Origin of the sequence: Zhongshania sp., from assembly GCF_047636175.1 — a bacterium.
Classification (GTDB): Bacteria; Pseudomonadota; Gammaproteobacteria; order Pseudomonadales; family Spongiibacteraceae; genus Spongiibacter.
Genome location: NZ_JBLIKC010000017.1, coordinates 40345 through 64499, shown reverse-complemented (window position 1 = coordinate 64499; position 24155 = coordinate 40345). Strand labels below are relative to the sequence as shown.

Below are 24155 nucleotides of genomic sequence, written 5' to 3'. Positions count from 1 at the left end.
ACGCAGCAACTTTCGTGTGGAATGAGTTAACAGTACGTAAAATTTAGAATTCGTCGCCCGCATATACGAGCTCGAGAATCGCCGCCGTTGCGTTGATGACAATATCGAGTTGCCGGGTTTTGGGTCATCGCCAGCATCAGCTGGCAGAGGCACTGTCAGGCGGTTGGAAGCAGCGTCTGGCGCTTTGGCCTATCTTCAGGCGGATCCTTGACTAGTTGAAGTGGTGATTCACCCCCGGTATAACCCCGAGGGTATTACTCAGTATAATATTGTCCCCGGTTTGCTTGGTGTCATTTTAACCATGACCTTGGTGATGATTACTGGGGTCGCGATGACCCGAGAAACCGAGCGCGGCACAATGGAAAACTTATTGGTAATGCCAAGTTCACCATTCGAGGTGATGATCGGCACAATTATGCCGTTTCTCGGTGTCGGTGCTGTGCAAACACTCATTGTTTTACTTGTTGTGCATTGGCTTTTTGCAGTGCCATTTGTAGGCAGTATCAGTTTGTTGTTGATGAGTGTGGTGCTTTTTATCATTGTAAATTTAGCCCTGGGTTTTACGTTTTCCACCATTGCGAAAGCGCAAATTCAGGCACTGCAGTTAACCGTGTTTTTCTTTTTGCCATCAATGTTGTTGTCTGGCTTTATGTTTCCTTTTCGGGGCATGCGGGCATGGGCGCAGGCCATTGGAGAAGTGCTGCCGCTAACGCATTTCTTGCGGGTGGTGAGGAGAATAATGCTTAAGGGCGCGGGCTTTAAAGATTTGAAAATGGATTTAGCCGCAATTGCAGTCTTTATGCTTGTGGTGGTATTTATTGCGATGCTTCGCTACAAGCGGATGCTAGATTGATCGTCAATTATTTTTGATACCACAGCGCTGTCACGTGTAGAGTAGTCATTAACCTTTACATTGATGACTCTAATCCCAGATCTTATTTGGGACGGGTGTGCAAAGCAGGAGCGAACTATGAATGATGCGCTAAGGATATTGCAACGCGCTGCGCCGGTAATGCCGGTCGCCCATTTCCAATCTTTGGAGCATGCGCAGTCCTGCGCAGAATTATTTGCGGAAGCTAAAGTGCCAACGGTAGAAGTAACTCTTCGACATCCGCAAGCATGGCAGATGGTAAAAATTTTTAAAGACACTATGCCGTTCGCAAAAATTGGTGTCGGCACCGTGGTGAATCGTCGCCAAATGCTGCGCGCTGCCGACGAAGCTGATTTTGTGATTAGTCCCGGGTTTTCTGCCGAGCTATCAATCTTAGCTAGAAAAACCTTAACGCCTTATATTCCCGGTATTGCTACCGCCACAGAATTGATGGCCGCCATGAAAGAGGAGCACAGTGTGTTTAAGTGTTTCCCTGCCGCTGCCGTGGGCGGTGTTGCCTTGTTGAAATCGCTGTCTGCACCCTTTCCCGATGTTACATTTTGTCCGACGGGGGGTATTTCTGTGGCTAATTATCAGGCCTATTTGGCGCTGGAGTCGGTGGCATGTGTGGGTGGGAGCTGGGTTGTACCGAGCGCAGATCAACTTAAAAAAGACCGTGATAGCTTTTTGGCCATGCTCAAAGATTTATACAAGTCCTAGTCATTTTCCTAGAAGAAGGTGGCAGCACCTTCTTCTGCAGTGCTCACGTTAGCTCGTAAACCGGCAAACAAATCGCGGCCATAATTATCACTGGCGGCTACGGGTTGATATCTTGCGGGCTGACGCCGTGTTAATTCATCGGCAGATATTAAGATTTCTAATATTGCTTTGTCGGTGTCGAGAACTAGTATGTCACCGTTTTGAATCTTTGCGATCGGGCCGCCGGCAATAGCCTCTGGATAAAGATGTATTGCGGCTGGTATTTTACCGGAGGCGCCAGACATCCGACCGTCAGTCACCAGTGCCACTTTAAATCCGCGTTCCTGTAAAATACCCAGATATGGCGTCATTTTATGCAGCTCGGGCATGCCGTTCGCTTTCGGCCCCTGAAAGCGCACCACGGCGATAAAGTCACGCTCCAATGCCCCGGAATCGAAGGCTTCTTTTAGCGCTTCTTGAGTATCAAAAATGATAGCCGGCGCTTTCACATATCGGTGCTCGGGCTTGACCGCTGAGACTTTAATAATACTGCGTCCGAGCTGTCCGGTAAGTAATTTCATGCCGCCGTGAGGATCAAAGGGGTCATTGGCAGGCCGTAATACGTCACGGTCAGCGCTCACTGTGGGGCTTTTTTGCCAGTGTAAGCTGCCGCCCGCTAGCGTCGGCCCCTGGGTATAATGGTGTAGACCTTTGCCCCATACGGTATTGACGTCAGCGTGGAGTAAACCGGCTGCGAGTAATTCTGCGATGACAAAACCGGTGCCGCCGGCGGCATGAAAATGATTGATATCGGCGCTGCCATTTGGATAGATTCGGCAGAGCAGGGGGGTCGCCTCGGACAGGTCGGAAAAATCTTGCCAGTCGATAATAATTCCCGCTGCACGCGCAATGGCGACCCAGTGAATACTGTGGTTTGTTGAACCGCCAGTCGCTAGCAAGGTGACAATGGCATTCACTAAACTGCGTTCATCTACTACATCGCATAGCGGCGTGTAATTTGGGGTGAGCGACGTGATTTTGCATACTTGCTGCGCGGCGGTGCGTGTGAGCTGTTCGCGTAAGGCACCGTTCGGTGGCACAAAAGCGGTCCCGGGAACGTGTAAACCCATAGCCTCCATCAGCATTTGATTACTATTGGCGGTGCCGTAAAAAGTACATGTTCCCTCGCCGTGATAGGCGCTGGCTTCGGCATCTAATAGTGCTTCTCGCCCGACTTTGCCCTCGGCATAGAGTTGCCGAATACGTGCTTTTTCATCGTTACTCAGGCCGGTCGACATCGGCCCGGCTGGAATCATAATAAGGGGGAGGTGGCCAAAGCTTAAGGCGCCAATTAATAATCCCGGCACAATTTTGTCGCAGACTCCTAAACATAAAACGGCGTCGAACATATTGTGCGTCAGCGCGATGGCTGTGCTCATCGCAATGGTGTCTCGGCTGAATAAGCTTAATTCCATGCCTTCGGCCCCCTGAGTGACGCCGTCACACATAGCAGGCGTTCCCCCAGCAAATTGGGCAGTGCAACCTAATTCCGACACTGCTTCGCGGATAAGGTCTGGATAGTACTCCAGTGGTTTATGGGCCGACAGCATATCGTTATAGGCGCTGACAATAGCAATGTTGGCGGCTTCTTCTAGGCGAATGACTGCTTTGTCGTCGTCGTTACAGCCGGCAAAACCATGAGCTAAATTACTGCATGAGAGCTGCCCACGCTGAGTACCTTTGCGACGCATACTTTGACATTTTTCTAAATACGCACTGCGGGTGACAATACTGCGATCACGGATCCGTTTAGTCACACTGGCAATAACGGGATGTAACGGTGTTTTAGAACTTAAAGTCATTACGGTGCCCAATAGATGTCGACCGGTACTTGCTGCTGATGCAAGACCATAGAAATAGGATAGTCGGCGTATTTTCCCAAGGCATTTTCCAGCAGCTCGCGCTTGCCTTTGCCGGTAATGTGGATCACAATTTTTTCACTGCTAAACACCGCTTTTGGCGATAGCGTGATTCTTGCGTAAGGCGCAGACCCGGGGTGCACCGCAAAACAATGCTGGGACTGCGCAGCGCATAGAATTGGATATTCAGGGGCGTCATGAAACCAAGATGCAGTATGGCCGTCGTCGCCCATACCAAGATGGACAACATTTAGTGGCCACGCCAGGGTATCGAGTTGTTCTTCAAGCTCGTACTGGCCATCTTCAGGTGCGTCAGCACTATTTTTCAGCGGCAGATATTGGCACGCGGCGGCGGCACCTTTTAGCAATGTGCTCCTAAGCATGGCTTCATTGCTGTTGGCGTGATCTGTGGGTAACCAGCGTTCGTCAACCAATAGTGCGCTTATCGCCGGCCAATCTAGAGAAGCTTGGCCTAGTAGGCTGAGCATTTTCTGAGGCGTCGAGCCGCCAGAGACGGCCATGCATGCAATGCCGTTATTATGCACTGCGGTACGGAGAGCCTTTGCAATATCTTCGCTAAGCAGCTGATCCAGCTCATCGCGATTAGGCAGTAGTATGAGAGTGGGTTTATTATTCATGCCAGCTTCTGCCATGTTTCTCTGGTAAGGCCAGCGAGGCGTTTGGTCCCATGGTGCCGGCGGCATATGCTTTGGGTTTAATGCCGGCGTTCTGCCATGCATCAATAATACTGTCCACCCATGCCCAGCAGGCCTCTACTTCATCGCGACGCATAAATAGGGTCTGGTCGCCTTCGAGCACGTCTAGCAACAGACGTTCGTAGGCTTCATGCGCTTGCAGTTCGTCGTGTAAGTCAGCATCAAGGTTTAACTCGACCTGCTCTAGTTTTAGTTGTCTGCCAAGGCCGGGCTTCTTGTTAACTTTGTAGAGCGTAATGTTTTCCTCTGGCTGTAGCCGTATCACTAATTTATTGGGTAAGTCATTGGGGTCGCCTTCAAATAAGCTGAAGGGATGTTTCTTTAACTCGACAATAATTTCTGAGTAACGTCGAGCTAAGCGTTTACCGGTGCGCAGATAGAATGGCGTGCCTTCCCAGCGCCAATTGTGCACATCTGCTTGTAAGGCGACAAACGTTTCGGTGTACTTGCTGTCTTCAAAACCGGTTTCATCTAAAAATGCGGCTACCGGTGCCGCATTCACCGCACCGGCGGTATATTGGCCGCGCACTGTCTTTGCTTTTACATTGTCAGCGGTGATCGGGCGCAGGGCTTGCAGCACTTTTACTTTTTCATCACGAATAGTGTCTGCGCGTAAATTTGCTGGTGGTTCCATAGCGACTAAACACAGCAATTGTAATATGTGGTTTTGGACCATGTCACGCAGTGCGCCAGTTTTAGCATAGAAGTCGCCGCGGCCCTCGACACCAATATCTTCCGCCACGGTGATCTGAATATTGTCAATATACTGGCTATTCCACAGCGGCCCAAATAAGGCGTTGCCAAAGCGTAACACCAGTAAATTTTGAACAGTTTCTTTCCCCAAGTAGTGATCAATACGGAAAATATTGCGCTCTGGGAACACTTGTAAAACCTCGTGATTGATCTCCGTGCAACTAGCGAGATCGTGCCCCAATGGCTTTTCTAGTACTACCCGCGAATCTGTGTTCACAATACCAATACTATGAAGATTTCGACAAATACTGTTGTACAGGGTGGAAGAGGTGGCCAAGTAAAATGTCACCGCGCTATTGGGATGTTGATGAATGGCGTCGGCGAGGCAGTGATAGTCCTTGAGAGTGTTTACGTCCAGGCTGATGAAATGAAGCTTTGCCGAGAATGCCTGCCAATGCTGCTCATCCCAAAAGTGGGCAGGAAGGAACTCGCGCATTTTTTCTTTTATAAGCTGCCGATACTCTTCATCGCTACTATCGCCGCGACCTAAGGCAATAATGGCACACACATCGTTTAGCAGTCCTTCGCGTTGCAGTTTATACAAAGCTGGTTGCAGTTTTCGTAGCGCGAGGTCGCCTGTGCCACCAAAGATAACAAGTTGTGAGGATTGATTACTGGTCATCGCCACTCTCTTTAATTTGAATGAGGCTGGTAACAAATCTTCCTAGCTGATACTGATGGGCTGCGGCAGTATTTGCGGGGAAATTTGCCTTAGCTGTCTTCGAGCATAGTGGTTTTAGAACACTTTTAATACCACTGTTACACAATTTTAAGCAGTAATTAGCCATTCACTCATGCTATAAAATTCATGTTCACACCGCAAATTGGTAATAGTGTTAATGGGTATACGCAAGGCGATAAGTAAGGACAGCGTGCAGATAGCGCCACTGATATTCTCTTCTGGGCCGGTGACGTTTGACTATATTTTCAGCACTAGACACGGCCCAAAAGTCGTCGATTTTTTGAAAATTGAATTCGCTGATAGCCGAACGATGTTCAGTCATCGCCATCATCACGTCTATGAGCGCGATGGCAATGTCATTGGCGGTATTGGCAGTTTTGACGCGCCCAGCCATAGCGGAACATTTTTGGGGAATGCCCGCGCTATTTTTTGCAACTATGGGCTGCGAGGTATTTTGAAGGGCCTGTTATTTGAGCTTCGCTTAGTGAAGACACCGCGCAAAGGGTGTTTGTATCTCTGTCATATTGCAGTGCGGGAAGATTGTCGAGGTCAGGGTATTGCGGCGCAGATGATTAATTTTATGATGACCCGAGGGCGTGAGGGCGGCTACCGCAGTCTTAGCTTGGATGTTGCTGAGAGAAACGCCACGGCATTACGTTTGTACCAGCAAATGGGCTTTAAGATAGTAAATAGAAACAAGAGTTACAACTGGGTGCTAGATAACCACCTTTATATGGAATTAGACTTAGCGGCAGCGAATGATCATAGCTAGGTAGGTACCGCTTTAATCATTGGCTAGGCTTTTCCCAGCGCTTGCTTTGGGCCTGCAAATTGCGCCGCTCCGCTGGCACTATAGAGCTGGGTTTCTGCGTGTGGAGTGCCAAGTATTTCAAGAGCGCGTTGTTTGTAACGAGATTGCACAGTGATATCTGCGCCGGCCTGATTGTTTAACATTTGACAGCGTGAAAGGATGGCAAGGGTGTCTTGCCAAACTGGATCTCTGTCATGTTGATCGCTATCGCTAGAGTCGTCTATTAGTTGCCGGCGACGCAGGGCAAGTTGATCGAGGGCTTGCACTAGGTCCATTTTCTGGATGGCGACGGCTTCAATGTTTTCAGCGGAGTCCGCGCGCTTCAGATTGCTTGCTTCTTTAAGCAGTAGGGATTCAAGTTCACAGGCATGGCTGTGAATGTGTTGAATTACATCACTAAGTTCAGTCATTTTTATCAGGCGCCTGTCAGTGCTTCCATATTTACCATTGCTTCCGCTACTTTGCTGGCATCGATATTAAACTCGCCATTGCGAATAGCAGTCTTAATGGCATCTACTTTTTGACGGTCAATACCATCACTATTATTTACTTGCGTGCGGGTGCGCTCCATCATTGGCGTCTCCGCAGTAGATGATGTCTTGTTATTAGTTGCCGCAGCGGTGTTCGCGCCGACACCTTCAGATTTACTGCCGCCAGCGCTGCCGCTCTCTAACCTGCGGAGCTGGCCCAGTGATGAGCCATCTAATCGGTCGATCATGTCAGAATCCTCTCGTTTAATATGCCTGTGCCTGTATATCGGCAGCTGGGCAAAAAACTTTAATTAAGTCGTACAACATTTTCTGATTCCACCACTCCCTCTAAGCTCTTGCCAGAGTTGAGGTTTTTTACCAATATTCTCGCCCCTAGGGCGCCACTCTCCATGGCAATACCCATCATGCTCACATTGACTGCTCCGGCCTTGGAATTTAACTGTACGCGCTGTCCCTTGCTAACAATACTACTGGCCTCAACCATATTAGGCGTGAGTACGGCGCCCTGCGCAATACTGCGCCGGCTGCGGTAGCCACCGCGATTACCTAAGGATCGTAAATACCCATATCCTAAGGCAGAGATATCACGTTGACTCCAGCTAATATCGCGCTCGCTAATCTCGGTGTTGGGGGCGATGGGATGGCGAGCCACCATCACTTTTGCAAATGCCTCTACCGTTACCGGCAAGTATATTTTCCAAGGTTTATTGCCGTTGCAACGAATACCCACGGTGGTCCGGCGTTTTACTTTTGCTCCCGCTGATAAAAATGCCTCAAGTTTTATTGGGCATTGCCTGAGCTTGGTTCGAGGGTCTAAAGATTGAACGGTGATTTTGGTCGTCATTTGTTGCCAAGGGTGACGCTCCGCAATATAGGCGCGAGCGGTGTCAGCGATGCGTGTGTGACTTTCTGTTGCGCTAGCAATAAGCGGCTGGCTCGCCGTAGTGAGTAGCATGCCTATTAGCAGTAGTGCGCAGTAATGTCCTTGTTTTTTCATAGCCATTCAAACTGTCAAAGTTTTGTCATTTGCTAAATTGTTGCAATGGCTATGCCAAAGTGACAATTAAGTTAACCAGAAAAGATAGGGGTTTATACGGAGGATGAAGCCTGCCGGAATTTTGCCGTTATTGGAAGATTAGCGCCGTTTTTTTGGCAAGTGATGATTTTATGATATGTAACGTGTTGAAATTAAACAGTTATTTTTTATGGCACGAGCCTTGCCTTGGTCGTTAGTGCGCGGCGACGAAAGCCGGTATGTGTTAAGGCTAATGACTACATCGGCAGTGACCATAGAAACTTTAGAAAGAATGGTATTAAAAATGGCTATTAACTTTGATAAAGCACTAGGGATACACGATCAGGCATTACAAGTACGCCAGCGGCGCAATGAAGTGCTTGCTAGCAATATAGCGAATGCTGATACCCCTGGCTACAAAGCACAAGACATCGATTTTAAAGCGGTCTTGTCACAGTCTGCGGCCGCTGGAAATCAGTCGCAACTAGCGATGCGCACTACGAATAGTGGGCACATACAAGCAGCTTCAGGTGGCAGTGCGGAAACTTTGCCGATGGACCTTAAGTACAGAGTTCCCAGTCAGCCATCGGAAGATGGCAATACCGTTGATATGAATATTGAACAGGCTGAATTTGCCGACAATGCCATGCGCTACCAAGCCACCTTGTCGTTCTTAGGCAGCCGTTTCAGCGGATTAAAATCTATTTTGCAAGGAGGTCGCTAAGTTATGGCTAATCCATTGAGTATCGCCGCATCTGCAATGAATGCGCAAATGCTTAGGCTTAACACCGTCGCCAGTAATATGGCGAACGCCGATACCGTGAGCGGCACAGAAGAGGGCGCCTATCGTTCTCGCCAACCGGTATTTGCGACCATGATGGATCAGCAGCGCGAAGTTATTGGTGTTGCCGTTACCGGTGTTGTTGAAAGTGACGCGCCAGTAACTAAACGTTATGAGCCCGGTCATCCGCAAGCCGATGCGGAGGGGTATATCTATAGCTCGAACGTCAACACGATGGAAGAAATGGCGAATATGATGTCTGCATCACGGGCGTATCAAAATAATGCAGAAGTTTTCTCAACCACTAAAACCCTGATGCTGCGCGCCTTGCAGCTAGGCCAGCAGTAGGAATATAGATTATGGAACTTCGCACTTTAGAAGAGCTGCAATTGCAGACGTCAACGAGTAAGACAAAGAAAGATGCGTCTTCGCTCGATCAGAATGACTTTATGAAACTTATGCTTCAGCAACTTAAGAGCCAGGACCCGCTTAATCCGGCAGACAATACCGAATTCATTAGCCAAATGGCGCAGCTGACCTCGGTGAGTGGTATTAGTGAGATGAACGAAAACTTGGCTGGATTAACCAAGTCATTGTATTCGGCTCAATTGCTAGATGCCTCTTCATTAATTGGCAAGGACGTGTTGTTAGAGACTGAATTTGCAGCGCTGCCATCAGGTGGCAGTGTGCAGGGGCAGGTAAATTTGGCCACCAGTACCACCGCATTAGACATAGAAATTATTGCGCCTAGTGGCGAGGTTATCGGCAAAGTGCCGCTGGGTCCGCAGCGCGCTGGAACAATTCCGTTTGAATGGAATGGTGTCGGTCTCAATGGTGAGCGCATGCCACCCGGTACTTACCAGATTCGTGCCAATTATTTGAATGGCAATACCTTGGAAGCGGCGGCGACTGAAGTTCGTAGCGAAGTCCTGAGCGTGAGTGTGCCGGCTGGCGGTGGCACTCCGCAGGTACAAGTCCAAGGTGTGGGCACTGTGAGCATGTCACAAATTCTTGAAATCAGCTAAGCAGTAATCATGCTGTTTAGTACAAATTAGATGTTTTTAGACTAGGAGTAGACCCTATGAGCTTTCGTATAGCACTGAGTGGATTAAACGCCGCATCAGCTCATCTTGATGTAACCGCAAACAATATCGCCAACGTGAATACGTCAGGCTTTAAAGGGTCGCGGGTGGCATTCGCAGATGTATACGCCACATCCAATAACGATGTCACCAAGACCACGCCGGGCGCGGGTGTACGTTTAAATACGATTGCCCAAGAGTTTTCGCAGGGTAATGTCGACTTTACCGATAACAATTTGGATCTTGCGATTTCGGGTGAAGGTTTTTTTACCATGAAAGGATCCGGCGGTGTGAGTTACACCCGCGCCGGTTCTTTTAGTGTCGATCGCGATGGCTTTGTTGTGAACAATAATCTAGAGCGTCTACAGGTGTTTCCACCCTCCGGGGATGGCAGCTTCTCTACCGGCACTTTAAGTGATTTAGAGTTGCAGATCTCGGAAAATGCGCCGGCTGCCACAAAGCGCGCTGAGATCGGTGTGAACTTGCCCGCCAATGCCCCCGTGCCAACCGCAACGCCATTCGATCCAACACTGGCAACAAGCTATAACCATGCGACGTCGCTGACGGTATACGATTCTTTGGGTACTCAACATACGGCGACCTTGTATTTTGTGAAGGACGCGGCTGCGAATACCTGGAATCAACAGCTGTATGTCGATAATAACGCTGTCGGTGGCTTCAATCCGGTGAGTTTTAGTAATGCTGGCGAATTGCAAACTCCAGCCTCGGGCCTAGTTACCTACCCTTCCTATGACCCAGGTAGTGGGGCTGCGGAAATTGACTTGAGTTTTGACTTTACTGCAACCACGCAATACGGCAAAGAATTCGGTGTTAACAACTTGCAGCAGGATGGTTTCACCACCGGGCGGTTAACGGGTATTGAAGTAGATACCACCGGTATCGTATCTGCTCGGTTTACCAATGGTCAGTCTAACCAACTCGGTAGAGTGGCTATGGCGAGTTTTTCTAATCCCAACGGTTTGCAGCAACAAGGTGATACGTCTTGGGCAGAAACCTTTGCCTCCGGCGGCGCTCGGGTGGGTGAAGCGGGTTCTTCAAATTTTGGTTTGCTGCAGTCGGGCGCGCTGGAAAGCTCCAATGTTGACCTGACCGCCCAGCTGGTTGAAATGATTACTGCGCAGCGTAACTTCCAAGCGAATACTCAGATGATCCAGACCGCTGATGCGGTAACGCAGGCAATTATTAATATCCGATAGTCGCGTTGATCGCGAAGACTGACCGGGAGAGTTTATGGATAAGTTACTTTACATAGGCATGATGGGTGCTAAAAACACCCAGCAAGCGCAGGCCACTAACGCCAATAATTTGGCGAACGTGAGTACGGCGGGCTTTCGTGGTGACTTTCAAAACTTACTGTCGGGTCAGGTTGCCGGTCCCGGCATGGAAACTCGATTTAATTCGGTACTTGATGGCCAGGCAAGTGACTTTTCTACCGGCGTAGTGACTACCACAGGACGTGATTTGGATATTGCTATTCGCGGTGATAAGGGCTGGTTTGCAGTGCAGGCCAATGATGGTAGCGAAGCCTACTCTCGCCGTGGAGATTTTCATATAAGCGCAGACGGGATGTTATTGAATGGCGCAGGCCAACCGGTGATGGGTGACGGTGGCCCAGTCGCTATTCCCGAGCATACCAGTTTGATGATCGGTGATGACGGTACGGTATCAATTGTGCCGCTGGGGCAGGGGCCAGAATCTGTTGCCACGGTTGATCGAATTCGTTTAGTCGATGCCGCGCCAGCAGAACTCACAAAAGGTCAGGACGGCTTGATGCGAATGCGAAATGGTGGTGTTGCAGAAACGTCATCGGAAATTCGAATCATCGCCGGCAGTTTAGAGTCTTCAAATGTAAACACCGTCGACGCCATGGTCACTATGATCGCCTTGGCCAGGCAATTTGAAATGCAGGTCAAGGTCATGAGTGCAGCTGACTCAGTGGCAGAAACAGGCAGCCGTATGCTGCGTTTGGAATAAGAGGAAGTAATTATGAATTCATCACTTTGGGTTGCTAAAACGGGTCTCGATGCCCAGCAAACACGGATGCAAGTGGTCAGCAACAACTTGGCAAACGCCAATACCACCGGCTTTAAGCGCGACCGCGCTTCTTTCGAAGACCTGTTGTATCAAAATATGCGTCAGGTTGGTGGCCAGACTTCACAGCAAACCCGATCTCCCAGCGGGATGCATGTCGGTACTGGTGTCAGGGTCGTCTCGACGGAAAAAATATTCCAACAAGGCACCATGACTCAAACCAGTAACTCGATGGATGTGGCTATTAATGGCCGTGGCTTTTTTCAGGTACAAATGCCAGATGGCACCGCCGCATATACCCGCGATGGTTCTTTCCAGTTAGACGATCAAGGCCAAATTGTGACCAATACCGGCAATATTGTTGACCCGGGCATTACGATTCCGCCGGGCGCATTAAGTGTCACGATAGGTTCCGACGGTGTTGTTAGTGCGATGTTGGCAGGTAGTTCAGCGCCGGTGCAATTAGGCAGTTTTCAGCTCGCCGACTTTGTTAATGCCTCGGGCTTACAAGCTCGCGGTGAGAATTTGTATATGGAATCGGCCTCCAGCGGCTCGCCGCAGACCGGTACACCAGGTCTCACCGGGCTGGGGACTATTCAGCAGGGCGCCCTAGAAGGCTCTAACGTTAATGTGGTGGAAGAGCTGGTAAACATGATTGAAACTCAGCGCGCCTACGAAATGAATTCCAAGGCCATTGCCACCAGCGATCAGATGATGCAGTACGTTAACAATAATTTATAAGTAGCTATTTGCCGCGCTTCGGTTAGCTAGAGCGAATGGAAGGCACTTATTAATGGCACTTATGAATACAAATTGCAGGCGATTAAGATGATTAAAATCACAGCAAGAAACATCCAGTGCATAAACGTTCTGATGGCGGGAGCCGCGGTGATTTTATTGTCTGCTTGTTCCTCAGCGCCTGCGAACGATCAATCTGCAGATTATGAATCTGCGGCGCCGACAGCGATGTCCGACGATAGTCAAAATATGGGTTCGATATACCGTTCCGGCTACGGCATGAGTTTGTTTCTAGATCGTCGCGCTCGGCAAGTGGGCGATATTATTACTGTAACCCTTGAAGAAAAAACCGATGCATCGAAGTCTTCCAGCACGGCAACCGGCAAAGAGAGCAATATTTCGGTTCCCACTGTGACTTTGTTCGGCCGTGGGGTGACCCATAATGGGGTGCCAATTATTTCTTCGGGGGTGTCCTCTGATCAGGATTTCTCCGGCCAGGGTACTAGCAGTCAAAGTAATAGTTTAACCGGTAGCATTACGGTTACGGTATCGGAAGTGCTGCGTAACGGCAGCCTGCGAGTGCGCGGTGAAAAATGGGTAACCATTAACCAGGGTGAAGAGTTTATTCGCATTAAAGGTATTGTGCGCCCTGAAGATATTGGCCCCGACAATGCAGTGCCGTCTTATAAAATTGCAGATGCGCGTATTACCTACAGCGGTAAAGGCGCATTGGCAGATGCTAATTCCATGGGCTGGCTGGCACGAATTTTCCAGTCGGTAATATCGCCCTTTTGAGGTACGCCATTATGTCTGCATTTAAAAACCTAGAGCGAGTCCGCAGTGCAGTGTTTGCGATGGCAGTCATACTTCTCTGCCATATTTCAGCGGCCAATGCAGAGCGTGTAAAGGACCTAGTGAATGTAGCCGGGGTGCGCGAGAACCAATTGGTAGGCTACGGCTTAGTAGTGGGTTTAAGTGGCACCGGCGATCAAACCAGCCAGGCGCCGTTCACTATTCAAAGTATTCGTAATATGTTGACAGGTTTTGGTGTTCGGGTTCCAGATAATGTAAACCCGCAGTTAAAAAACGTCGCAGCGGTGACCGTGCATACTAGTTTGCCGGCCTTTTCCAAGCCGGGCCAGACCATTGACGTGACCGTTTCATCAATCGGTAACGCCGCTAGTTTGCGCGGTGGTAGTTTGTTGATGGCACCAATGATGGGTGCAGATGGTCAGGTTTACGCGGTGGCGCAGGGCAGTCTCTTGGTGGGTGGTTTAGGTGCGTCTGGCGCAGATGGCTCTAGGGTCACTGTAAATATACCCAGCGCAGGCCGCATTCCCAATGGCGCTATTGTCGAGCGCGCAGCGCCAAGTGTTATGTCTGCTAACGGTGAGATTATGTTGAATCTGAAAAAATCAGATTTCACCACCGCTCGACGTTTGGCCGAAGAAATTAACTCTAAATTTGGCGCCGGTACGGCCAGTGCAATGGACTCCGCCACCGTTAAGGTGCAGGGCCCAAGTAATGCTGATCGCAGCGTCACATTTATCTCTATGTTAGAGACCTTAGAGATTACTCCGGCGCAGGCAAGTGCTCGTGTGGTGGTAAATTCACGTACTGGCACCATTGTTATTGGCGGCAATGTTCGGGTTATGCCGGCCGCAGTGAGTCACGGCTCATTAACGGTGTCGATCTCTGAAAACGTCGAAGTATCGCAGCCGGGTGCCTTTGCTCAAGGTGGTCAAACCGTTGCGGCTCAACAATCGGATATTGATGTTCAGGAAACGGGTTCACGCATGTTTTTACTCGATGGGGGCGTGACCTTGGAAGACATTGTTAAGGCAATAAATAATGTTGGCGCGTCTCCAAGCGATTTGGTGGCCATTCTTGAAGCTTTGGATCAGGCCGGTGCCTTGCGCGCCGAGCTACTGGTTATTTAAGCCTTAAATTAACACAAGGTTAAAATGTAATGGACGTTAAGGCAGCAGCTAATTATCACGACTTTTCGGGCTTGGCGGCGCTGCGCAGTGATGCCGAGGCTTCGCCTGAAGAAGCCATTGAGCCGGTTGCTAAACAGTTTGAAGCCTTGTTTCTGCAAATGATGTTAAAGAGTATGCGCGCGGCAGTGCCCGAAGGTGGCTTGTTTAGTGATAGCAGTGTGGCGATGTATGAAGAAATGCTCGACAGCCAGCTGTCGGTAACTTTGTCTGATCAAGGCGGCATTGGCATGGCTGAATCGATAGTAACGCAATTAAAAGGGCCTGCAGAGCAATCGCCGCAAGCCTTAAGCGCCGAGGGTAGCGCGCTGCGCAGTCGGCTGCAGCAGCTTGGTGGTATTGAGCGCAGTATTCAAGATTTTAGCTTGAACGCCGATACATCGGTTAGTAAATAAGGGGTAGTTCATGGGTGATATGTTAGGTAATGCGTTGTCGGGACTGGTGTCTTATCAGCGTGCCTTGGCAACTACTAGTCATAATATTGCCAATGCGGATACCGAGGGCTATAGCCGCCAAAAAGTTGATTTTGCTACTCGTGTGCCGTCGCAATCCGGTAGTTTAACCATTGGCTCTGGGGTTAAAGTGTCGTCGGTCAGTCGTGTGTATGACAGCTTCACCGTCGATCAGTTACGCAATTCTCAGGCTGCATTTTCCCAGGCAGACAGCTATTTCCAACTGGCTAACCAAGTTGATAATGCCTTAGCGGATGCCGACCTTGGTCTCAGTGCGTCCTTGTCTCGATTCTATAATAGTCTGCAAGACGCGGCAGATAACCCCTCGTCTATTCCCGCACGGCAATTGATGTTGGCTGAAGCGGAAAGTTTGGGTGATCGCTTTGCAGACTTATCATCTCAGATGGACAGCTTGGAACGCGAGGTGAGTACCCGCATCAGAGCGTCAGTGAGTGATATCAATGACTTCAGCACCCAAATTGCTGAACTCAATCTTATGATTAGCAAAGCTCAGGGACAGTTTGGTTCAGACGCTAATGACTTGCTTGACCAGAGAGATCAGGCCTTATTGTCTCTTAATGAGCTAATCGGCACCTCTTCGGTTGAGCAGGCTGACGGCAGTGTCAGTGTATTTATCGGCAGCGGTGAGGCGCTGGTTTTAGGTGAACGCTCAATTGCAATACGTGCAGTTACCAATGTGTTCGAGCCCGGCCGGGTAGAAATTGCGATGGAAGTTGGTGGCAATAGCGCGGTAATAAGTGACAGTCTGAGCGGTGGCATCCTGGGTGGTATCTTGAGTTTCAGAGATGGTGTATTAAGCGATACCCGTAATGAGTTAGGGCGACTTACGGTGGCGATTGCCGATACTCTCAATAATATTAATCGCTCAGGTATGGATTTAAAGGGCGTACAGGGTGGCGATATATTCTCGGTCTCAGATCCTGAGGTCTATCGCAGTAGAAACAATACCAGCGGCGCGGAATTTAACGCGCAGGTAAGCGATGTTTCCGCGCTGACAGGTAACAATACGCTTATTCGTTTAGATGGCAGTGGCTGGCGTTTCTTTGATGAAAGTACCGGTGCCGCCGTCGCCGGCGTAACGGGAACGGGTAGTACCGTCGACCCCTTTATTGTGGATGGGGTATCCGTCAGTTTGACTGCCCCGGCGGCGCTGGGCGATCAGTTTTTGCTGCGCTCAACCCAGGGCGCGGCAGACAGCCTCAAGGTGATCATGACTGATCCGGCTGGTATAGCTGCGGCCGCTGCGACACGCAGCACGGCAGATTTGAACAATATTGGCTCTGGGCAAATATCTGAGACCGATGTCATCGACAGTAGTAATCCGAATCTACTTAGCCCTGTGGCCATTCAGTTTTTGTCGGCGACTAGCTATCAGGTCAATGGCGCGGGTAGCTTTAGTTTCACATCGGGCTCAGATATTACGATTAACGGCAGTAAAGTGGCGATTACGGGATCTCCAGAGGCGGGTGATAAATTCACTATCGGCGCAAATACTAATGCTTTGGGCGATAACCGCAACCTATTGAAAATGGCGGCCGCAGAGAGTAGTAAGGTACTTAATGGCGGCAGCGCCAGTATTCAAGATACCGTGAATGGCTTGGTGGGTGATATCGCTGTGGCGACCCGTAGTGCCCAGATAAATTATCAATCACAGGAAAATTTGCTTAATCAGACCCGTACCAACCAGCAATCAATATCCGGCGTGAATCTCGACGAAGAGGCTGCGAATCTATTGAAATTTCAGCAGGCTTATCAGGCTGCAGCGCAGGCAGCGAGCGTAGCGAATGATCTATTTCAAACCCTATTGGGCGCATTTCGTTAAGCCATAAGAATAGTGTTAGAGTTGTCATTGCGGCAGACCGGCATCAGAGACAGTTAGCGTTAGAAATAGAGAGTAGGCTAATGAGAATTTCAACCAGTCAAATGTATACCAACAGCGTGACCAGTATGCTCAACCAGCAATCTAAACTGGCGGCCACGCAGGAACAACTATCGACCGGCAAGCGTGTTCTTAGTCCTTCGGAGGACCCTGTGGGTGCGGTTCGCAGTCTCGAGCTAAGCCGTGCTCAAGATCAAACCACGCAGTATTTACGCAATGCAGATTTACTCGATGGTCGTCTTCGTCTTGAAGAGAGTATTGTCGAAAGCAGTATAAATGTTGTTCAGCGTGTTCGTGAGCTTACTATTCAGGCTAATAATGATTCGCAGAGTAATGAATCGCGTCTGTCTATCGCTTCAGAGATGCGGCAGCAATTAGATAACCTACTTAGCTATGCGAATACCAAGGATAGCAGCGGGCATTTTATCTTCGCGGGCTACCAAGAGAGCAGTACACCATTCTCGAAAACGGCAAGTGGGTATATCTATAATGGCGATGATGGCCAACGCGAATTACAAATCGGCCCATCACGTCGCATGGCCGATGGCGACCCCGGCTCAGATGTCTACATGGGTATCTTTAATGGCAACGGTCAGTTTATTGCAAGCGCCGCCACTACGAATACTGGCACCGGAATTATTGACGCTGGCAGTGTTGCCGATGTCCCTGCCTTTAATCGTGACAACGTGAGTATTCGCTTTAGCAGCGACACCCAGTATGATCTGATCGATGACAGCGGCGCAATTATTGACAGTGGCGATTACCTCGACGGCGGTGATATCCGCGTTGCAGGTATGTCGGTTAATATCGAAGGTCAGCCGGCGGCTGGCGATGAATTTAATTTAGGTCCCTCAAGACGCCAAGATTTATTCTCGATGGTTGAGTCACTAACGGTATCGCTAGAAACGGGGCGAAGAAACCCGGCCGAGCGCGCAGCTCAGCACAATGAAATAAACACCGCACTCAGTGGCTTCGATCAAGCTTTGGATCATCTAATACAAAAGCAATCTAATATTGGCGCTCGAATGGAGTCTCTCCAGCGCCAGGTAGATATCAACGAGGGTGCGACGCTGCAAATTGCCGAAAGCCTGAGCTTGATCAATGATTTAGATTACGCTGAAGCAATTTCACGGTTTAGTCAGCAGCAAGCGGCACTGCAGGCAGCGCAACAGGCCTTTGTTAAGACCCAGGGTTTGTCTTTATTTAATTATTTGTAAGTTGATAGTAAAGCTATAGTTTCAATAACTTTCAACGCTTACAATCGAGTTTAGATTAGACATCGGCACTCCAATACCTTCGTGTGAGTTGAGTTGAGTTGAGGTGATGGGATGGTCACTTTCATTTAAATTCATTTCGGCTAGCCGCAAGTTTGTTTCAACTCAAATTTAGATTGCCGTCTATGAAGGCTAGCTCACTAGCTTTATTCCGCGCCCTTATTTTCCCGCCAGCGAAGGCAGGAACATCTTTATTCAGTGGCTGAGTTTCCGATTCCCTCTTGTAATAATTATAAGCACATAATTTTTAAAGATTTTCATCTCTATCTATGGGTAGGAAAAAACGAAAATTAGCTATGTATACCTACCTTAGCTTTAATAGTTCTACTGTTGTCTCCTGCGATAGCTAGCGCTATCTATAACAATCAGCGGAACAAGCCACGAGTCCCATAGTGCGCTTACTACCGCAGCGTCCACTGCGAAATATTGGGAAGATCACTTCTTGAATACAGCGTATAAACTATCCAAGCCCCTAGGGGCAGCCATTGTATTATGTGTTCTGGTACTTGTAGCTCATGAATTGCTCGGAGCACCGATGGTATTGCCTTCTTTATCTGCTGCCGATTTGCCTGCGGAGGTTATATGGCTTCACCATTTTTCTAGACGCCTTGGGTCCGTTGCAATTATAGCGATGATTGCACTATTTATTCTCATCACTAAAAAAGCGGGAAAACTTATTGATGGCGACGGTTGCTACTACGATGAGTTTTGGCTTCGCATTACTCGGTGTCAGTTTGGCGATAGTCGGTGATAAGGCGCTTTGGAGCACGCCTGCACCTTATGTCTGGTGCATAGTCGGGATTCTTGGAAGCCTTTGGATTTTTAGATCGCGGAGAATGAGAAGAGTAGTAGGGCGCGACTGATTAAAATCATGACGCGTTATATGTAATATTTGAGTTTTGAGTCACTTTAGTTTTCGATTATCGGGTCGATAAAACTAAAGTCCAATGTTTTTTGGACTTGCAGCGGCCAAATAAAGCCGTTTTCGATGTTCAGTACTTACCCAAATCCGTACATCTACTTACTAAATAAACTTAAAGATCTTCCTCGGAAGACCGTTACATGGGGTGAAAGCAAATCACAGTCAATCTGGCTGGTGCTTAATCAAAGACTTTTAGTCTTTATACCGCATAGTTAGTAAGGAGATTTACCATGGCCCTAAGTATTAACACCAATGTTGCGTCACTAAATGCGCAGCGTAATTTGGAAAAGTCGCAAGAGACTTTGAGTACTTCGCTGCAGCGCCTTTCTACTGGCCTGCGTATTAATAGCGCAAAAGATGATGCCGCAGGCTTGGCGATCACTACCCGCTTCACAACTCAAATTAATGGTTTGAATCAAGCCGTTCGCAACGCCAATGACGGTATTTCACTAGCGCAAACTGGTGAAGCGGCCATCGACGAAATCACTAACAACTTGCAGCGTATTCGTGAATTGGCAGTGCAATCTGCTAACTCAACATATTCTGCTTCTGACCGCCAAGCAATGGATTCCGAAGTGCAGCAACGGCTAGCTGAAATTGACCGTATCGGTAGTCAAACCTCCTTTAACAGTACCAAGCTTCTCGACGGTAGCTTCGGTAATGCTAGCTTCCAAGTGGGGGCGAACGTTGGTGAAACTATCGGTGTCAACCTGGCAACCGGCGTAAAATCTAATCAGATTGGCCAAATTGCGAGCACCGATGGTGCGGTAACGTCTGCTGATCTTGCTGGAAGCACACTGAGTATTGCAGTCGGATCCGGTGAAGCGGTTGTTATTGATCCTTCGGTAGCGGGTAACGGTGAGGGTCAAACTGCTGCGAGTGCTTTTGCTAAAGCAGAGGCCATAAACTCGGCTGGTGTGTTTGGCTTGAGTGCTACAGCGGCTAACGAAAGCACCTTGGCATTCACCGATATCGGTGGCTCGGCAACTGACACCTACGCACTGACTATTAATGGTGTGGATGTCTTCGACGCGGGTACTGATGCCTCTGCGGCTATCGATATTGACGCCTTTGTAAACACCGTAAACCAAAATTCGGTTGAAACTGGTGTAACGGCAAGCGTATCGGGTACGGATGTAGTGTTCACTGCGGCTGATGGTCGTGAAATCGCGCTGGATGAGACCACAGTTATTGGTGGTGTTGGTGATGACACAAGCTACGGCACTGTGACCCTATCATCTTCAGATACCATCACGGTGGTCGGTGGCACAACCATTGGGGTAGCTGACGGCACAGTTGCAAAAGATACAACTACCTTGTCCTCGGTGTCGGTATCTTCCGTAGATAACTCAAACGATGCAATTCAACGGATCGACTCAGCATTGAATTCAGTTAGTAACCTGCGGAGCGAGTTCGGTGCGGTACAAAATCGCTTTGAATCAACTATCACTAACTTGCAGACAATTTCTGAAAACCTGACAGCATCACGTGGTCGAATTCTCGATGCTGACTTTGCCGCAGAAACTGCAAACCTGACCAAAGCACAGATCCTGCAGCAGGCTGGTACTGCCATCCTTGCTCAGGCTAATGCGCTTCCACAGGCGGCTTTAAGTCTGCTGCAGTAAGCAGCGTAACCCGATGATGTCCCGCGCTCTTGGAGCGTGGGACTTGTCGGCCCCAAAAGGGAGTTAAAGGAGAGACTTAAGGGCCAATTGGCCCTGTTTGTGTTTTCCGATTAGCTGTTTGAATGGGTGAAAGGTTAGATTATGGACACGAGTTTAAATGTACAAGTAATCGCGACTGGAGTCGCCAACGTGCCGCCCAAGGCCGTGAATACCTTGCCAAATATGGGCCAGGTGTCAGTGTTGGCTAGTCAGTCCCAAGCCGGCAAGGTATTGCCTCAGCAAGAGAATATAGGCGTTAAGTTGCCGCTAGCAGCAGATAAAAAAGACGCTGCAGAGAAACCCTCCTCCATAATGCAAGGCGATCTGATAAGTCTTATGGTTGCTGCCCTTGTCACTGAATTTGGTTCGCCGGGCAATCTTGAGCGCACCGAACAGGCCGTCGCAAAACTTAATGCAATGCTTAAAGATCGGGAGCGCGACCTAGAGTTTTCAGTAGATGAAGACACCGGACGAACTGTTCTGAAAGTGATACACGCGGAATCTGGCGAGGTCATCAGGCAAATTCCTCCTGAAGAGCTGTTGGATTTGGCGCGAGTGTTTATTGAAGGTACCGGTAGTTTGATTGACGACCAGGCATGATTGGCGCGATACCTGCATTACAAACTGGATATGGAGCATTATAAGGAGTGGTTTTACAATTTTTAAAGACATATTCTATACGTTAGTAAGTATATATGTTTATGGCGATAATACAGTATTGATTCACAATGTAATGTTGAAAGAGGCGGGTAGGTAAATAATATGGCAGCTATAACCTCATCCGGCATAGGCTCAGGACTCGACATCAATAACATCGTTAAACAATTAGTTGCGGCGGAACGCGGTCCGGTGGAATCGCGACTAAATTCTAAAGAAGCGCTGATTCAGGCGCGACTATCTGCGTTTGGCTCACTTAAATCTTCTCTTACAAATTTTCAGTCCAGCATTAGTTCTCTAGCAAACCCTGATAGCTTTACCAAGCGTAGCGCCTCCATAGAAGACCCAACGGTCTTCTCAGCGGCGGTCACCGAGCTTGCCGCACCGGGTAGTTATTCGGTTGAAGTAGCGCAGTTAGCCACCAGGCAAAAAATTGCATCTCAAGCGTATACCGATAGCGACACCAGTGTGGGTAGCGGTGATCTGAGCTTTACAGTTAATGGCGAGTCTTTTTCGGTGACCGTAGTGGATGGGGCCGATAGCTTGGCGGATATCCGTGATGCGGTGAATTCTGCTGTCGATAATAGCGGGGTGTCGGCCTCAATTATTAATGATCAAGACGGCGCACATTTGGTGTTCTCAGCGACTAAAACCGGGGTGGAGAATATCGTCAATATTGCCGTTACTAACGGCGCCAGTGGTGATTTGAGCCAGCTGGCCTTCGATACCAGTTTAGGCACTCAGACGAGTTCAATGGTCGAGAAAACGGCGGGTTTGGATTCGATTGTTATCGTTGATGGTTTTACTCAAACCAGTTCGAATACAGAAATACAGGGCATGATCGACGGTGTGACCTTAGATCTTAAGAAAGCGCTGCCGGGTGAAAGTTTTAGCCTTAATATACAAATTGATAGCCGCTCGGTGAAAAGCGCCATTCAGGGCTTTGTCACCAATTATAATAGCTTAACGACCATCTTGAACGATCTCACGGCATATGACCCTGAGACAAAAACAGCCGGCTTACTGCAGGGCGATTCGGCGACACGTAGCGTTACCAATCAGCTTCGCCGGGAAATGAGCACAATCGTTAGTGGTTTGGGAACCGAGCTCGACTCCCTAGCGGAATTGGGAATCACCACCGGCGAGAATAATAAGCTGGTACTAGACGATCAGCAGTTTGCCGCGGTGATGAGTGATGACTTTGATAAGCTCAGCGGTATTTTTTCAAGTGAGTCAGGCTACGCGGTTAGGTTAGACAGCTTAATTGAAAATCTTACCGCTAGCGGCGGCATTTTATCAAGTCGCACCACCGGCCTAAGTAGCCAAGTTGAGCGTATAGGTGAGCAGCGTGAAGCCTTAGAGGCCCGTATCATTGGTATTGAGGCTCGCTATCAGGCCCAATTTAGCGCGTTAGATAGCTTGTTGGGTCAGCTTAACTCCACGGGTGACTTTTTAACGCTGCAGCTGGCCAATCTCCCTGGCGTCGTGTTCAGAAACGGTAAGTAGTGAATTTTTGTAAGTATAAATACCTCGATAAATCGCTAAAGAAAATGACTGAAAAGTCGTCAATGGGGGTAAGCAACGAAGCTTACCAAGAGGAAAAAAAATGAGCTATTCAGCAGGTAGGGCGACTCAAGCATATGCATCAGTAGGGGCTCAGTCGAGGGTGTCGGCAGCAACGCCGCATCGCCTAGTTCAGCTTTTAATGGATGGTGCGCTTGATAGGCTGGCAACCGCTAAGGGCCATATGCAACGTAGAGAAGTGCCTCAAAAAGTCAATGCGGTAAATCGGGCTATGTCGATAGTCGACGGTTTGCGAATGAGTTTAGATCACAGTATTGACGCCGCGATGAGTGATAATTTGGAAAACCTATACGATTATATGAATCGTCGTCTTTTACTTGCCAATATTAACAATGATGTTACGGGTTTAGATGAAGTGTCGGCTTTGTTGCGCGAGTTAAAGGAGGCGTGGGATGCCATACCTCATGGTCTACAAAATGGCGAAGTTCATGAAAGTGTATCCTCATCAACAATGTGATGGTGAAATCGAGTATATTTTTGCTTTGCTTTGCTTTGCTCTGTTCGTGGCGTTCACGCCACGACAGGAGCAGCCTCTAGGGTGAACAATGAACAATATTGAAAGCATACCTACAGCGCTCATTGCCAGACAGCGCAGCTTGCAGGCCCTGATGTCCTTGACTGAATATATTCAAGAGCTTGCAGAGAACAATGACTGGGTTTCAGCGCTCAATGAGCAACGCCGGCGCCGCCTATTAATGGATGAATTCTTTGCAACGCCCTGTACTCCCGCTGAGAGCAGCGACGTAGCCAGTGTTATTGAAAAGATACTTTTGGTTGATAAGCTGGTTAGCGAAATGTTGTATCGCCAGCGCGGCACAATGACCCAAGAGGCCAATCAATCGTGTCAAAATATTCGCAATGTCGATCGCTATTTGAGCAATAGTCCTTTCTAAAATCGCCGCCTTTATGTCTTATATTGTGCCTTCAGCAATGCTGTCGCACCATAACCTAGGACATCCACGTATACACAGCCACCCTATTTATTTTGCATTATAGGGGCACTGGCAATGCATAGTGATCTCACGGCATTGTTTCAAGGGCCTATTTTGCAATGCGATTATCTGTTCTAACGTTTGCTGGGCGCTATATTTATTG

The 24155-nt window shown here is 48.8% G+C and carries 26 protein-coding genes; 20 read left to right on the top strand and 6 right to left on the bottom strand.

The window, feature by feature from the left end:
- The first annotated feature begins 220 nt into the window (after positions 1 to 220).
- Both ACI955_RS11450 and eda read left to right on the top strand, forming a co-directional pair.
- On the top strand, positions 221 to 853 hold the full coding sequence (locus ACI955_RS11450; RefSeq protein WP_415243870.1) for an ABC transporter permease: 633 nt from the start codon (positions 221 to 223) through the stop codon (positions 851 to 853).
- A 117-nt stretch (positions 854 to 970) separates the two neighbouring features.
- Complete coding sequence (gene eda, locus ACI955_RS11445) at positions 971 to 1591, top strand: bifunctional 4-hydroxy-2-oxoglutarate aldolase/2-dehydro-3-deoxy-phosphogluconate aldolase (RefSeq protein WP_415243869.1); 621 nt, start codon at positions 971 to 973, stop codon at positions 1589 to 1591.
- An 8-nt stretch (positions 1592 to 1599) separates the two neighbouring features.
- On the opposite strand, the gene edd is transcribed toward eda, so the two are convergent.
- Genes edd through zwf form a run of 3 tightly spaced genes read right to left on the bottom strand, consistent with a single transcriptional unit; the run spans position 1600 to position 5580 of the window.
- Positions 1600 to 3432, bottom strand: coding sequence for a phosphogluconate dehydratase (gene edd / locus ACI955_RS11440; RefSeq protein WP_415243868.1), 1833 nt, complete (start codon positions 3430 to 3432; stop codon positions 1600 to 1602).
- A complete protein-coding gene (gene pgl / locus ACI955_RS11435; protein WP_415243867.1) occupies positions 3432 to 4127 on the bottom strand; it encodes a 6-phosphogluconolactonase in 696 nt (231 codons plus the stop codon). The genes edd and pgl overlap by 1 nt, the downstream gene beginning before the upstream one ends.
- Positions 4120 to 5580, bottom strand: coding sequence for a glucose-6-phosphate dehydrogenase (gene zwf / locus ACI955_RS11430; protein ID WP_415243866.1), 1461 nt, complete (start codon positions 5578 to 5580; stop codon positions 4120 to 4122). Before zwf ends, pgl begins: the two co-directional genes overlap by 8 nt.
- Before the next feature lie 217 nt (positions 5581 to 5797).
- Between zwf and ACI955_RS11425 the strand changes: the two genes are divergently transcribed.
- Entirely contained in the window at positions 5798 to 6412 is a 615-nt protein-coding gene (locus tag ACI955_RS11425) for a GNAT family N-acetyltransferase (protein WP_415243865.1), read from the top strand.
- A 23-nt stretch (positions 6413 to 6435) separates the two neighbouring features.
- On the opposite strand, the gene flgN is transcribed toward ACI955_RS11425, so the two are convergent.
- The 3 genes from flgN to flgA are packed head-to-tail and all read right to left on the bottom strand — an operon-like array spanning position 6436 to position 7939.
- The gene (flgN, locus tag ACI955_RS11420; protein ID WP_415243864.1) at positions 6436 to 6861 is read right to left on the bottom strand and encodes a flagellar export chaperone FlgN; all 426 of its coding nucleotides are present in this window, start codon (positions 6859 to 6861) and stop codon (positions 6436 to 6438) included.
- Positions 6862 to 6866: 5 nt separating this feature from the next.
- A complete protein-coding gene (gene flgM, locus ACI955_RS11415) occupies positions 6867 to 7169 on the bottom strand; it encodes a flagellar biosynthesis anti-sigma factor FlgM (RefSeq protein ID WP_415243863.1) in 303 nt (100 codons plus the stop codon).
- Positions 7170 to 7228: 59 nt separating this feature from the next.
- Entirely contained in the window at positions 7229 to 7939 is a 711-nt protein-coding gene (flgA, locus tag ACI955_RS11410) for a flagellar basal body P-ring formation chaperone FlgA (RefSeq protein ID WP_415243862.1), read from the bottom strand.
- Positions 7940 to 8210: 271 nt separating this feature from the next.
- On the opposite strand from flgA, the gene flgB reads away from it, so the two are divergent.
- The 17 genes from flgB (at position 8211) to ACI955_RS11325 (ending at position 23953) form a co-directional block, all read left to right on the top strand.
- A complete protein-coding gene (gene flgB / locus ACI955_RS11405) occupies positions 8211 to 8681 on the top strand; it encodes a flagellar basal body rod protein FlgB (protein WP_415243861.1) in 471 nt (156 codons plus the stop codon).
- A gap of 3 nt (positions 8682 to 8684) precedes the next feature.
- Entirely contained in the window at positions 8685 to 9086 is a 402-nt protein-coding gene (gene flgC, locus ACI955_RS11400) for a flagellar basal body rod protein FlgC (RefSeq protein WP_368375490.1), read from the top strand.
- Positions 9087 to 9097: 11 nt separating this feature from the next.
- The gene (locus ACI955_RS11395; protein WP_415243860.1) at positions 9098 to 9763 is read left to right on the top strand and encodes a flagellar hook assembly protein FlgD; all 666 of its coding nucleotides are present in this window, start codon (positions 9098 to 9100) and stop codon (positions 9761 to 9763) included.
- A gap of 56 nt (positions 9764 to 9819) precedes the next feature.
- Positions 9820 to 11037 (top strand): flagellar hook protein FlgE, encoded by a 1218-nt coding sequence (gene flgE, locus ACI955_RS11390; protein ID WP_415243859.1) that lies wholly within the window; start codon positions 9820 to 9822, stop codon positions 11035 to 11037.
- Positions 11038 to 11071: 34 nt separating this feature from the next.
- On the top strand, positions 11072 to 11815 hold the full coding sequence (locus ACI955_RS11385; RefSeq protein WP_415243858.1) for a flagellar basal body rod protein FlgF: 744 nt from the start codon (positions 11072 to 11074) through the stop codon (positions 11813 to 11815).
- A 12-nt stretch (positions 11816 to 11827) separates the two neighbouring features.
- Positions 11828 to 12613, top strand: a complete 786-nt coding sequence (flgG, locus tag ACI955_RS11380; RefSeq protein ID WP_415243857.1) for a flagellar basal-body rod protein FlgG — start codon at positions 11828 to 11830, stop codon at positions 12611 to 12613.
- 87 nt (positions 12614 to 12700) lie between these two features.
- Positions 12701 to 13405, top strand: a complete 705-nt coding sequence (flgH, locus tag ACI955_RS11375; protein ID WP_415243856.1) for a flagellar basal body L-ring protein FlgH — start codon at positions 12701 to 12703, stop codon at positions 13403 to 13405.
- A gap of 59 nt (positions 13406 to 13464) precedes the next feature.
- The gene (locus ACI955_RS11370) at positions 13465 to 14550 is read left to right on the top strand and encodes a flagellar basal body P-ring protein FlgI (protein ID WP_415243901.1); all 1086 of its coding nucleotides are present in this window, start codon (positions 13465 to 13467) and stop codon (positions 14548 to 14550) included.
- A 29-nt stretch (positions 14551 to 14579) separates the two neighbouring features.
- Positions 14580 to 15002 (top strand): rod-binding protein, encoded by a 423-nt coding sequence (locus tag ACI955_RS11365; RefSeq protein ID WP_415243855.1) that lies wholly within the window; start codon positions 14580 to 14582, stop codon positions 15000 to 15002.
- Between the two features lie 10 nt (positions 15003 to 15012).
- On the top strand, positions 15013 to 16902 hold the full coding sequence (gene flgK / locus ACI955_RS11360) for a flagellar hook-associated protein FlgK (protein WP_415243854.1): 1890 nt from the start codon (positions 15013 to 15015) through the stop codon (positions 16900 to 16902).
- A gap of 80 nt (positions 16903 to 16982) precedes the next feature.
- Positions 16983 to 18176 carry a flagellar hook-associated protein FlgL gene (gene flgL, locus ACI955_RS11355; RefSeq protein ID WP_415243853.1) on the top strand — a complete coding sequence of 398 codons (1194 nt, stop codon included), beginning with the start codon at positions 16983 to 16985 and terminating at the stop codon, positions 18174 to 18176.
- Between the two features lie 499 nt (positions 18177 to 18675).
- Positions 18676 to 18984 (top strand): hypothetical protein, encoded by a 309-nt coding sequence (locus tag ACI955_RS11350; protein ID WP_415243852.1) that lies wholly within the window; start codon positions 18676 to 18678, stop codon positions 18982 to 18984.
- A 401-nt stretch (positions 18985 to 19385) separates the two neighbouring features.
- On the top strand, positions 19386 to 20780 hold the full coding sequence (locus ACI955_RS11345; protein ID WP_415243851.1) for a flagellin: 1395 nt from the start codon (positions 19386 to 19388) through the stop codon (positions 20778 to 20780).
- Between the two features lie 141 nt (positions 20781 to 20921).
- Entirely contained in the window at positions 20922 to 21419 is a 498-nt protein-coding gene (locus tag ACI955_RS11340; protein ID WP_415243850.1) for a flagellar protein FlaG, read from the top strand.
- 162 nt (positions 21420 to 21581) lie between these two features.
- Positions 21582 to 22982 (top strand): flagellar filament capping protein FliD, encoded by a 1401-nt coding sequence (fliD, locus tag ACI955_RS11335; RefSeq protein ID WP_415243849.1) that lies wholly within the window; start codon positions 21582 to 21584, stop codon positions 22980 to 22982.
- A gap of 100 nt (positions 22983 to 23082) precedes the next feature.
- Complete coding sequence (gene fliS, locus ACI955_RS11330) at positions 23083 to 23517, top strand: flagellar export chaperone FliS (RefSeq protein ID WP_415243848.1); 435 nt, start codon at positions 23083 to 23085, stop codon at positions 23515 to 23517.
- Positions 23518 to 23605: 88 nt separating this feature from the next.
- Entirely contained in the window at positions 23606 to 23953 is a 348-nt protein-coding gene (locus tag ACI955_RS11325; RefSeq protein ID WP_415243847.1) for a hypothetical protein, read from the top strand.
- Positions 23954 to 24155 lie beyond the last annotated feature (202 nt).